This window comes from Paenibacillus sp. GCM10012306 (assembly GCF_042649265.1).
In the GTDB taxonomy this organism is placed as follows: Bacteria; Bacillota; Bacilli; order Paenibacillales; family Paenibacillaceae; genus Paenibacillus_AQ.
Map to the genome: position 1 here is coordinate 809772 of NZ_JBHRYW010000001.1, position 11300 is coordinate 821071.

Sequence of the window (11300 nt, forward strand, 5' to 3'; positions counted from 1 at the left end):
CGTATAAGTATAGTATTTTCAAATAAAAGCGTACAGGGAAGTATCCAAGCGGATGATTTCCTTGTATGCTTATTTTTTAACATATAAATTAGATGGAGCTATTGGTTGTCATCGATCTGACTTAAACGTTTTTTGACCGATTCTTGGAGGGGTGTAGGATGGAACCGAATATTAGTAATTTAATTGCTGTAACAAAAGAACTTGAAAAATATTGTATTCCTTATGCTTTGGGTGGCAGCGGTTTATTACATAGCTTGGGATTAACAAATTCGGTTCTTGACTGGGATATTATGACTGAAGCCCCTATAGAGAAGGTATTGAAGGCTTTGTAAAACCTTTATGTACAAGAAATAACAAGTGGAGATTATCCGTTTGGAAGCGAATATAAACTTTTAGTTCATTCAGAGAATCCCCAAGTTGAGATATTAGGGAATTTCTCAATTTATACCGAAAAAGGTCTCTGCAAGATGCCGACTATTCCTGTTCGCCTCTGGAAGGGTATTCAAGTTAGCAGTCCTGAAGTATGGTATGTTGCTTATGCGCTGATGCACCGAAAAGAGAAGGCGGACGCCTTACTTTCATTTTTGCGGAAGAAGGGAGCGGATAAACAGATTCTTCAGATATTAAAAAATGATCGGCTGCCTGATGAGATTATTGAGGAAATGTTATCACTTGAATAAGCTAATCCGCTACACGAACGGATGATGATAGTTGGAAATTAGCTGCTACATAATCTTCATGCTGAATTTAATTAAAGTACTAACCTCTATATAGCGCTAGCCTTTACTGCTGGCGTTTGGTAAGACAGGCTCAGTTCACGATAGAAGGTGAAGCGGAGCTGACTGTTTCTTATCAAATTTCAAAAGCCAAGCAGCGACCCGGTAGTAACCAGAAATCGTTGCTTGGCTTTCGTTCTACTATTTGCCTTTTGTAAGCCAGTCCGCCAGTTCCTCCGTCTGGGAGAGAACGGCCATAGGATCGTAGTACCAGGACCGTTCCTCTTTCCAGACGTAGAGACGATCATTCTTCACGGCAGGCAAGCTACCCCAGAGGGGATCACTTTTGAAACTCTCGACTGTGCGAGTATTGGAGGTTAGGATGATGTAATCCCCAGCGTATTTGCTGATGACCTCTTCGGATAATTCAGCCCACTGCTTATCCATAATTTCGTCAGCGACTTCTGCCGGAGGTTTGCGGCCCAGCGCCTGATAGATGGGTTGGCCGCCTCGCCCAAAATTGTCGCCATAGACATATGTGGTTTTATCGGCATTTTCCATAATGCTGAAGGTAGCCTCTGCAGGAATGGCCTTGTCCACCTTGGCTTTGGCGGCGGCAATCCGCTCGTCGTATTCTGCAAGCCAGTCTGCCGCTTCCTTTTCTTTGCCCAGCAGCTGGCCAAAATAGGTAAGTTCTTCGTGAGCGTTCTTTAGTTCCCCGTAAGGTACGACTATTGTAGGTGCTATTTTACTTAACGTTGGATAGCTGTCGTTATTGCCCGTTATGATTAGATCCGGGTCTAGCGCGAAGATCTTCTCTGCGTTCATTTTCCCGTAGGTACCTGTGTCCGTAACATCTTTTAGTGCTTCTTGAAAATACATATTCTGCAGAGTCAGGCCGGGAGCGCCGACAGGGATGGTGCCTAAGGGAATCAGGCTGCCAATATATTCCTCTGCGACAATCCGCTTAGGCAGGACAGGGATTTCAATGTCACCATTCATAGTTTTTACGGTTTTGGTGGCCGGGGCTTCCGGCGTGCTGCTCTCGGCGGTAGTTGGTGCCTCTGAAGTGCCTGGCGTATTGGCAGTATTGCCACCAGTGCCTTCGGCTGTCGGAACGGTATTGCCGCAAGCCGATAAAATAAGAGTTAGTGCTAACAGCAGAGACATAGGAACCCATATCCCTCGGCTTCTGCGGCTCTTGTGTAGGTCGAGCAAGATGTATATCCTCCTTATGAATAACGATTATCATTCTCAATATAACTGTACAGACTTCACCGGCTAATTGCCATGACCTGAAATGATCTCCGCCTATGTATATTTATGATGTTAATGCCCGGAGCAGGACATGAAGCTGTGCCTGTGAGGAGAGGGGATCGAATCCGTAGAACATATCCGGCTGGTCCAGAATATGGACCCGGCTTTTGCGGACAGCTTCGAGTTGCCGCCACTGCTCGGAATGAAAGAGACGGTCAATCCGCTGGAGTCCTTGGGGATCATCTGGCAGGCCGGTAATAATGATATGGTCAGCAGGATAGTCTGGAATGTCTTCAATAGCTGCCTTGATAAATCCTCTGTTAGAGATATCTTGATCTATAATTGCTTGTGGTAACTTAAAGCCCAAATCGTTGTATAGTACCTGACAGCCTCGTCCGTAACTACTGCTGAAGCAGTAAGCGCAGCCGTGGCCGATCTCCCAGACAATCGCCGTGCCTCTTGCTTCCATATTCCCGTCAAGCTGCAAGTTGGCCTCGTGGCAAAGCTCATCATAGCGTTGGAGCCATTCTTCAGCTAGTAACCTTCGTCCAGCAACCTCGGCGATGAGGGTGAATTGCTCGCGCCAGCTCATATGCATAAAGGGCAGCTCAATGACCGGAGCAAGGTTAAGTAGCTGTTTGTTCTCCCCGTATAATGCGTAGCTGATAATTACATCTGGGCGGGCGGAGGCTACAGAATTGTAGACCGCAGAAGCACACCGTGCTTCCAAGGGCAGCTTCCGGGCTGTAGGTACAGTGTCCAGACTTTCCAACCAAGCGGAGTAGGGTCCCAATTGCGGTGTGATCTCCAGTGCCCTCAGACTAGCGGTATGGTTATAATTCAGTGTGACTATTCGCTTACTTTTGCTGTGGTAGGCAGTGGGAGAGAGCCCCACGATTTGTTTGAACTTTCGACTGAGATATGTACCCTCGCCATAACCGACCTCAAGTGCCAGATGACTCAGATTTGGTGTTCCGGTCAGGAGCTGCTCCTGAACTCTACGTATCCGAAGAAGCGAAAGATAAGCGCTAAAAGTCTGCCCAGTTGTCTTACGGAAGGAGCGGGAGAAGTGCTCCGGGCTGACCCCTGCCAATCCGGCCATTTGTGACCTCGTCAAATCTTCTGAATAATGGTCATCTATGTATTGCAGGACAAGGGGGAGCCAACGGCTGGGATTCTCCACAACATTGGTCACTACGGGAGTGCTGTTTACCTTCATGATTATATCGGTGAACAGGGCTTGTACTGCAAAAGGCTTGTCCACTCGGGGCTTGGTCCAAGCGCTATGCAGCTCTCCGCCCAGTCCCGTTATTTGAGAAGGGCATTTCCGTAGTTGAGGGATAAGATCATTGTTCAGTGGGGATTTCATTATCCCGTCCGGCATGACGCCTGTGTACTCAATCCATACCCCGTGCAGGCCGGACTGGGGAGGGAATTTGAAGCTCGTAGATCCAGGGAAGGTGAGGACACAGCCGGGGGCAAGGTGCAGACGTTCATTATTGATCTCAATATAGCCGTCCCCTCCCTGCACCATAATCAGAATGGAACAGAAGGAATGTGTTATTGTATTTTCGTCAGCACTAAGATGACTAAGGACAGTCACCCGGATGGGCATATAAAAGCAATGGCCGTGCTGATTGGGACTGTTAGAATAGCGGGTAGTCATGATGAAAGCTCACTTTCTTCTGTTGATAATAGTTCTCAATTATATTATAACGAAAGAAAACAGAGAATAATACCCCTCCACCTTGACGCGGAGTGTCCGGTTAAGTAGAGTGTAGAATAATCTATTCCCTCGAGCGGGGAAACAGTACATATGAAGGGAGAAGGAACGCTGAAGTGACGACTTGGAATCTGCAAGGAACCCAGTGCCATCTGCTGATCTGTAACGGAAGCAGCTGCAAGAAGCATAGAGGGAAAGAGGTAGCGGAAGCTATTGAGAAAGAGATTGATAAGCAGGCTGCGGGCAGCCTTATACATACAACGGTAACTGGTTGCAACGGAAGATGCTCGGATGCCTGTGTGGTCATCGCCTATCCTGAAGGTGTGTGGTACAGGGGGATCACCCCGAAATTAGGCAAAGTGTTGGTCCGCAAAACACTGAAGGGAAAACGGCTTATAGAAAACATGGTCTACAAGTTCGACAAGGAGTTTAGGGCCAGCTCCGAACGGGGGATGCGCGGTAAAAAGAAGAAGTAGCCTATAGGACAACAATTATGAATAAGCTACCGCCGAAATTTGGGTAAAGAACAAAAAGTGAGAAGGAGAGAAGGCTCACCTGAAAGTTTTACGGAGGAAAACTCGCATCGGAAGCCTAAGCTATAGCCAGTTTTCAACGTCTACTATGATGTGAAATTAAAATTCGAACAAAAGACTAGGCGTGATTCTGGTGAAGTTAGAACTTTAGGACACAAGTCTCCCCTCACCGTTAGTGATTTTTTAACAGTTGAAAAGGGAGGACTCTCCTAATTAACAGCATTTTTGCACCTTATATTTCTTGAATATAGGTAAAAAGGGGAATTAAGAGCAATATTGTATCTTATTTTCGAAAAAACATCTAAAATTGCCTATTGTAGGATATTTAAGGTACAATATTGCCTCTAATCCCCACTAACTCTTCGTTACAGAATATTTAAGATACAAAAATGCCCTTAATTACACGTCGAGCCTCATTATCGTAACCTCTCTTTTTTCTAGTTTTGTTTGTTGTTTTAATTTGTTCTACAGAGAGTCCAAACATCACCATAATTACGCTTGAACTTTAAGCTCTATTTGATGTATGAATCTTAAGTTCGGTTCTTAAGTTTGGTTCTTAAGTTCGTCTGATATAGCTGGCAGGATATATAGGAGTCAATATTGAATGCTTATATAAGTGCGCCCTTCCTAAATTAAGGAATTTACACACCGGGATGCACAATCAATCTCTAAAACTACAGAATGGCGGTGCTAGTGATGACGACAGAGACAAAGCTGGACTGGGTAGAGGAAGCATGGAGTAAAGCGCTGGAGAAGACCCAGCATAACAGCCTGCGGATTGGTGCGGAATTTCCGCATGCCAGCCAGGGCGGAAAATACATATTGGAAGAGCCTGGTTGGTGGACGGCTGGATTTTGGCCGGGTCAACTATGGCTGCTGTATAATGTTAGCAGGGATGAATCGCTACGGGCTATTGCCGAACAGTGCGAGCAGCGGCTGGATGAGGTCCTGAACGAATATGTGCGACTGGACCATGATCTTGGCTTCATGTGGACGCTGACAAGCGTAGCTTCCTACAAACTGCTGGCCAACGAAACCTCTAAGGTTCGGGCGTTTAAAGCGGCGAATTTCCTCGCTGCCCGTTTCAATCTGAAGGGCGGCTTCATCCGAGCCTGGAATCCTTGGTTAAACGGAGAAGACAATAGCGGGATTGCGATTATCGACTGTGCCATGAATATGCCGCTGCTCTTCTGGGCATCGGAGACCAGTGATGATCCACGCTATCGTCATATTGCTGAGGCGCATATGGACACGGTTGTGAAGCATTTTGTCCGTCCCGATGGTTCGGTGTATCATATCGTTCGCTTTGACTCGGAGACTGGCGAGTTCGTTGAAGGCATCGGCGGACAAGGCTATGATGCCGGTTCGGCCTGGTCGCGAGGGACAGCCTGGGCGATCTACGGTCTGACCTTGGCGTATCATCATACGGGTAAGATTGAGTATTTGCACACCGCACAAAAGGTGGCGCATTTCTTCTTGGCCCGCCTCCCGGAGGATTATGTTCCGCACTGGGATTTCCGCGCGCCAGAGGAGGCGCGAAGCTTCCGGGATTCCTCGGCTGGTGCTTGTGCCGCTAGCGGCCTGCTGCTTCTGGCTGAGAAGATTGGTGGCACAGAGGCTGCTGTGTACCGTGAGCCGGCGATCAAGATTTTGGAATCGCTTTACCGCAATTACGGGACATGGGGCAATGATGAAGAAGAAGGTCTTATCCTGCATGGAACCAGTCATTATCCGGCTGGTCAAAATATCGATGTGCCGCTGATTTATGGTGATTTCTTCTATGTTGAAGGACTCGCGAGGCTGAAAAATAAAGGACCGTTCTACTGGGAATAGGTGTTGTCACTCGTGACCAACCTAATTTTAGCAAGAAGATTTGGCACCGGAAATAGAGCCTTTTGCTAAATTTCGAGAAGGACTTATAATTACCCTTTACCCAAAACAGGTAGCTCCTGTGTTATTCCGCCGTGTACCTGAATGAAGGGACGCGGCGGTTTATTTTTATAGGGAAGAGAATTATGATGGAAAGAAAAGTATATTCGGAGGGGAATAAGATGTTTGAACATTTTTCAACTGGTGATAGTGTTCTGCTTGGGGAAGCGTTTGTAAAAGATGAGGTGAAATTCAACCTGATTCATATGATCACAGGATTTGAAAGAAATCTGAAATTGAAGACACCAGAGAATACTTTAGTGCTCGCCCACTCCCGCGGCTTTCATCCCTGGCTGTGGATTTCGTCTGAGGTCAGTCACAGTGAGAAGGAAACATTGATACAGGGATTAGCGGAGCATTTGAAGGAAGAGGGACTTCCAGGTATCATTGCGGAGCCGGACATAGCGAGACGGTTTGCGGAGGTCTTTTGCCAAGGGAAGGAGACGTCTTTTCACAATCATTTGCTGCTGGAAGTCTATCATTGCCCTGCTGTACATAAACCCATTAATGTCGATGGACATGTAGTACAGGCAACGATCGAAGATGCTCCGCTGATCGCCAAGTTTCTGGCTGGCTTCTCGGAGGATGCTTTTGGTAAACCGGTGGATCCTAAAGATATGCTGCCCACGGCCGAGGGAGATGCTGCCTCCGGTCAGATGTACCTGTGGGTGGTGGACGGTATTCCGGTATCTATGGCTAAAATCGCTCACCGCTCGCCTCGGCATGCCCGGATCAATGATGTCTATACCCCACGCGATCAACGCAAAAAGGGATATGCCAGTGCCATTGTTGCCGCAATATGCGAGCGAGTGCTGGAAGAGAAGCTGATTCCGATGCTGTATGCTGACCGTCACAATCCTGATGCCAACAAAGTGTACCAGAGCATTGGTTTTGTACATGCAGGCAGGATAGACGATCTCAAGTTCGGCTGATAAGGAAGACTGTGCTTAAAGCGTATTCTCAAACGGCGTATTCAGTATCCTGGCAGAACTCGTCCAGATCGAAATAAAGACTGTCCGGAGAAGCACGATTTGGAGTTTATTCTATGGATCTGCAACTTTCCGAAACGTAGCCGGGGCAAGATCATCAGTATTCTGAACAAGACCAATGAAGAGAAAAAGTGGTCGTTCTCGATAGTCGGAGGGAAGTAAGCGGCTTTCCGGAGGGCATTTCTGCCGAAATTTGACTTGTTGCCCTTACGTTGACTATGCTATTTGATAAGTGTCATTCATTCAAATGGAATTCAGTCAGAATGTTCATCGTAAGGGGGAAGGTGTTATGGAGAGGCTGCAGGTGTGGCCGGAGAGGTTCAAAAGGTTTTTTTTGAATAATAAATTTGTTGTGTTTTTGCTGGTGCTGCTGTTGATCGGGGTCAATATTCTGATCTTTGCGAAGGTACCGTTTATTTTCAAGCCGCTTAAGGTCTTGTTCCATACGGTGGCACTGCCGCTGCTACTGTCGGGTGTTGCTTATTATCTGCTTAATCCGCTGGTTGACCTATTGGAAAAGCGAAGTAATATCAAACGCACCTACGGGATTGTCATTTTATATCTGTTGATCGTGGGGATCATTACGCTCATCCTGTTAACGGTCATCCCGATCCTCCGCAGCCAGCTGCTAGGATTAATTGATAATTTCCCAAGGTACAGTCAACAAATTCAGGATGAATTCATGAACCTGACCGGCAGTGAGTTTTTCGGGCAGATTCAGCAAAGTATTGGAACCGATTTTACTGATATTACGAGAAAAGTCACGAGCTGGGCAACTTCTTTTCTGAACAATGCTTTAACCGGTGTAGGCAGTTTTGTGGGAGCGCTCACGGAGGTTGTGCTATCGGTTGTAACCACACCGTTTATTTTGTTCTATCTGCTGCGTGACGGCAAGAAGCTTCCAGATTATATCCTGAAGTTCATACCGTCCCGACTGCGTCCGCAGACTAAAGAAGTGATGTCCGAGATGAACGGCAAGGTGGCCTCTTACATACGCGGGCAGATTATTGTTAGCTGTTGCATAGGGGTGCTGCTGTACATTGGTTATCTTATCATTGGTTTGGATTACTCACTCGTGCTTGCTATTGTGGCTGCGTGTACAGCGGTGGTTCCTTATCTTGGACCAGCCATCGCCATTACGCCGGCCTTGATTGTAGCTGTGGTGACTTCACCGTTCATGCTGCTGAAAATGGTTTTCGTCTGGACAGCGGTCCAGCTGATTGAAGGTAAATTCATCTCGCCGCAAATTATGGGCAAGTCGCTCAAAATTCACCCGATCACGATTATATTTGTGATCTTGTTCGCAGGGAAAATGTTCGGGATCGTTGGTATTATTCTTGCGGTTCCCGGTTATGCAGTGCTTAAGGTGGTATTCACCCATTTGTTCGAATGGTTCCAGATAGAGTCGGGCTTATATAGAAACTTAGAAGAGAAAACAGAAGAGTAGACGAAAGAGGGATGAGTGCAATGGAGGGGCCAGTAGCAGTAACCAACTATGGCAGAATACGGGGACAGCACTTCGGTGATGTGAATGTCTGGCGGGGAGTTCCATATGGAGCTCCTCCTGTTGGCAAGCTTAGGTTCCGGGCACCGGAGCCGCCGGAAGCCTGGAATGGCGTTCGAGAGGCGACGAGTTTCGGTCCGGTTAGCCATCAGCCACCAGATACGCGGGGCACCCGGTTTGGAGGAGAGACTCCGCAGCATTCAGAGGATTGCTTATACCTGAATATTTGGGCACCCGCTGCCGGTGGAGAAGGGCTGCCGGTAATGTTTTGGATTCATGGCGGAACCTTTATTACAGGAGCGGGCAGCCAGCCATTGTTCGACGGCAGCAGTCTGGCCGCTCGGGGCGGGGTTGTTGTCGTAACGATCAACTACCGGCTCGGGCCTTTCGGCTTCTTGCATTTGTCGCCGCTTGGCGATGGGCTGGCCTCCAACCAGGGCCTGCTCGATCAGATTGCCGCGCTGGAATGGGTGCGCGGCAACATCGCCGCCTTCGGCGGCGACCCGAACCGGGTAACCGTGTTCGGGGAATCGGCGGGCAGCATGAGCATCGCTGCCCTGCTGGCCATGCCTGCCGCGAAGGGACTCTTCGCGGGGGCGATCATGCAGAGCGGGGCGGAGCAGACTCTGCCGCCCCGGCAGGGCAGCGAGATTGCAGCAGCCCTGCTCGCGGAGCTCGGGATCGCGCCTGGCGGCGATCACGGCGTGCTGCAATCCATCCCGGCGGAGGAGATTATAGCCGCCGCCGGACGAATGAGCTTAAAGCTGCCTGGTGGCTCGCTAAGCATGCCATTCCAGCCGGTCATTGACGGAGTAACACTGCCGGAAGACCCGGCGGTTGCGATCGCAAAGGGAGCGGCGGAAGGGGTTCCGCTGCTGATCGGAACCAATCAGGATGAAGGGAATCTTTTCTTCCGCGAGAACATGCCAGTGCCAGACTTCGCCGATTCATTAAAGGCATTGGAGATGCTGACGGGCCTCAGTGGCCTGGGAGAACATGTCGGTGGCTATAGTCACTCCTGGGAGGGGCAGGCGGAGATATTGACCGATTTCTACTTCTGGAGCAGTTCTATTTCTTTCGCGGAACGTCAAGAGGTTCATGCCCCGGTCTGGATGTACCGATTCGATCTGAAGGTTCCCGGCCATCCGTTATTTGGCAAAGCCGTACACAGCGCAGAGATTCCGTATGTGTTCCACAATCTGAATCATTTGCAGCGGTTGGGAGCGGAGATAAGCCCAGAAATAATTGCCTTGGCGGATGCCATGCAGGAAGCTTGGTTGGCTTTTGCTCATCGGGGAGATCCAAGCACATCCAAGCTCCTATGGCCGCAGTATCACCCGGGTGACCGTGCTACGCTTCTTTTTGCCGAAACTCCGCATGTGGTACAAGATCCGGAGTCACTAAAACGCAAACAACTGGAAGCTGCAAGGGGTGCACACTGATGACCTTGCAACCGCAAGGCAGACGAGATGATCTGCTGCGCCTATTCAGTCATGCTTACTGGGCAAATGAAGAGATTTTCAAGGTCTTGCAAGGTTCAGACGTCGTATCCGAGAAGCTCATGTCATTATTCAGCCATTTGCTGACGGCGGAGAAAGTGTGGCTTGAGCGCTTAAATCAGCGAGATAGTACAGTTCCGAGTATATGGCCTACGTACCCGCCTGAGGACTGCGGGCAGCTTCTTCGAGCGAATGCCGCAGGATATCATATATTTATCATAGAACTCAAGGATGAGGATCTGGACAGCCTGCTTACTTACCGTACCAGTAAGGGAATCGTGTTTAACACTGCCGTTGTCGACATTTTACACCATGTGTCCTTACACGGGAGTTATCATCGGGGGCAAATCTCAACCTATCTGCGACTGGATGGACTTGAACCGGTGAATACGGACTTTATCATGTTCGCAAGGCGGGATCCCGAATGAAGGTCACAGGCTTTAATCATTTGACGCTCAAGGTGAAGGATTTGGTGCACTCGCTTAACTTTTATACATCCATTCTGGGTTTGGCACTGATTCATCGAGGCAAGAACGACGCTTATCTGGAATGGGGGAGTGCCTGGATCTGCCTGATCGAAGTGCGTGCTGCTGCTGCTGAGAAGGTAGAGGCAGATGAGGGCGCTACTGAAGGCAATGAACAGACGGTTAGTTCAAATATTTTTCGGGAAGAAAATGGTGTAGATCATGTATCCTTTTCCATTACAGAGGAAGATTTTGCAGAAGCGGTACAGATCCTAAAGAGTCATAAGGTGCCTATCGTCAGAGGTCCTGTTCAGCGTGGCAGGGGCTGGTCGGTGAATTTTCTTGACCCGGATGGGATTCAACTTGAGTTACATACCTCTAATTTACAGGAGCGTATGACTGTCTGGAAGTAGCCTCCAATTAGAATGTCAGGCAGGTAATCTGCCCATTTTGTGAAAATCCATAATTTAACCCTTGATTAATAGACCTATCTCGAAATAAGTACTTGCTTCTTGTTGCATCTGGTAACGGACTCCGGAGACGCTATTGCCTAACCACCGATCGTTCCAGAAAATAACGGACTCCAGAGCTAATCCTGTATCACTGCAATAGAAAAAAATTACAGTAAAAAGGAATACGACTCAAACACTGTTCGAAAAGCCTGAAGACCTTTCCAGATAACCTTG

General features: G+C 48.4%; 11 protein-coding genes. 9 read left to right on the forward strand and 2 right to left on the reverse strand.

Annotated features, from left to right (window positions below; all coding sequences use genetic code 11):
- Positions 1–158 precede the first annotated feature (158 nt).
- Together ACFORK_RS03640 and ACFORK_RS03645 are read left to right on the forward strand one after the other, a co-directional pair.
- A complete protein-coding gene (locus ACFORK_RS03640) occupies positions 159–332 on the forward strand; it encodes a hypothetical protein (protein WP_379195682.1) in 174 nt (57 codons plus the stop codon).
- A 135-nt stretch (positions 333–467) separates the two neighbouring features.
- Positions 468–680 (forward strand): hypothetical protein, encoded by a 213-nt coding sequence (locus tag ACFORK_RS03645; RefSeq protein ID WP_379195684.1) that lies wholly within the window; start codon positions 468–470, stop codon positions 678–680.
- Between the two features lie 237 nt (positions 681–917).
- On the opposite strand, the gene ACFORK_RS03650 is transcribed toward ACFORK_RS03645, so the two are convergent.
- Entirely contained in the window at positions 918–1934 is a 1017-nt protein-coding gene (locus ACFORK_RS03650) for an ABC transporter substrate-binding protein (protein ID WP_379195686.1), read from the reverse strand.
- Between the two features lie 103 nt (positions 1935–2037).
- Positions 2038–3639, reverse strand: coding sequence for a helix-turn-helix domain-containing protein (locus ACFORK_RS03655; protein WP_379195688.1), 1602 nt, complete (start codon positions 3637–3639; stop codon positions 2038–2040).
- 173 nt (positions 3640–3812) lie between these two features.
- Here ACFORK_RS03655 and ACFORK_RS03660 point away from each other — a divergent pair, with 173 nt between their 5' ends.
- From ACFORK_RS03660 to ACFORK_RS03690, 7 genes are all read left to right on the forward strand, one after another.
- The gene (locus tag ACFORK_RS03660) at positions 3813–4172 is read left to right on the forward strand and encodes a (2Fe-2S) ferredoxin domain-containing protein (protein ID WP_379195690.1); all 360 of its coding nucleotides are present in this window, start codon (positions 3813–3815) and stop codon (positions 4170–4172) included.
- A gap of 753 nt (positions 4173–4925) precedes the next feature.
- Complete coding sequence (locus tag ACFORK_RS03665) at positions 4926–6062, forward strand: glycoside hydrolase family 88 protein (protein ID WP_379195692.1); 1137 nt, start codon at positions 4926–4928, stop codon at positions 6060–6062.
- A gap of 218 nt (positions 6063–6280) precedes the next feature.
- The gene (locus tag ACFORK_RS03670; RefSeq protein WP_379195694.1) at positions 6281–7090 is read left to right on the forward strand and encodes a GNAT family N-acetyltransferase; all 810 of its coding nucleotides are present in this window, start codon (positions 6281–6283) and stop codon (positions 7088–7090) included.
- A 346-nt stretch (positions 7091–7436) separates the two neighbouring features.
- A complete protein-coding gene (locus ACFORK_RS03675; protein ID WP_379195696.1) occupies positions 7437–8594 on the forward strand; it encodes an AI-2E family transporter in 1158 nt (385 codons plus the stop codon).
- Between the two features lie 20 nt (positions 8595–8614).
- Complete coding sequence (locus ACFORK_RS03680) at positions 8615–10093, forward strand: carboxylesterase/lipase family protein (RefSeq protein WP_379195778.1); 1479 nt, start codon at positions 8615–8617, stop codon at positions 10091–10093.
- A complete protein-coding gene (locus ACFORK_RS03685) occupies positions 10093–10578 on the forward strand; it encodes a DinB family protein (RefSeq protein ID WP_379195698.1) in 486 nt (161 codons plus the stop codon). Before ACFORK_RS03680 ends, ACFORK_RS03685 begins: the two co-directional genes overlap by 1 nt.
- Entirely contained in the window at positions 10575–11027 is a 453-nt protein-coding gene (locus ACFORK_RS03690) for a VOC family protein (protein ID WP_379195700.1), read from the forward strand. The genes ACFORK_RS03685 and ACFORK_RS03690 overlap by 4 nt, the downstream gene beginning before the upstream one ends.
- Positions 11028–11300 lie beyond the last annotated feature (273 nt).

Coding starts and splice junctions, on each gene's coding strand:
- ACFORK_RS03640 (WP_379195682.1), top strand. CDS start 159: ATGGAACCGAATATTAGTAATTTAATTGCTGTAACAAAAGAACTTGAA.
- ACFORK_RS03685 (WP_379195698.1), top strand. CDS start 10,093: ATGACCTTGCAACCGCAAGGCAGACGAGATGATCTGCTGCGCCTATTC.
- ACFORK_RS03675 (WP_379195696.1), top strand. CDS start 7,437: ATGGAGAGGCTGCAGGTGTGGCCGGAGAGGTTCAAAAGGTTTTTTTTG.
- ACFORK_RS03645 (WP_379195684.1), top strand. CDS start 468: ATGCCGACTATTCCTGTTCGCCTCTGGAAGGGTATTCAAGTTAGCAGT.
- ACFORK_RS03665 (WP_379195692.1), top strand. CDS start 4,926: ATGACGACAGAGACAAAGCTGGACTGGGTAGAGGAAGCATGGAGTAAA.
- ACFORK_RS03690 (WP_379195700.1), top strand. CDS start 10,575: ATGAAGGTCACAGGCTTTAATCATTTGACGCTCAAGGTGAAGGATTTG.
- ACFORK_RS03680 (WP_379195778.1), top strand. CDS start 8,615: ATGGAGGGGCCAGTAGCAGTAACCAACTATGGCAGAATACGGGGACAG.
- ACFORK_RS03670 (WP_379195694.1), top strand. CDS start 6,281: ATGTTTGAACATTTTTCAACTGGTGATAGTGTTCTGCTTGGGGAAGCG.
- ACFORK_RS03655 (WP_379195688.1), bottom strand. CDS start 3,639: ATGACTACCCGCTATTCTAACAGTCCCAATCAGCACGGCCATTGCTTT.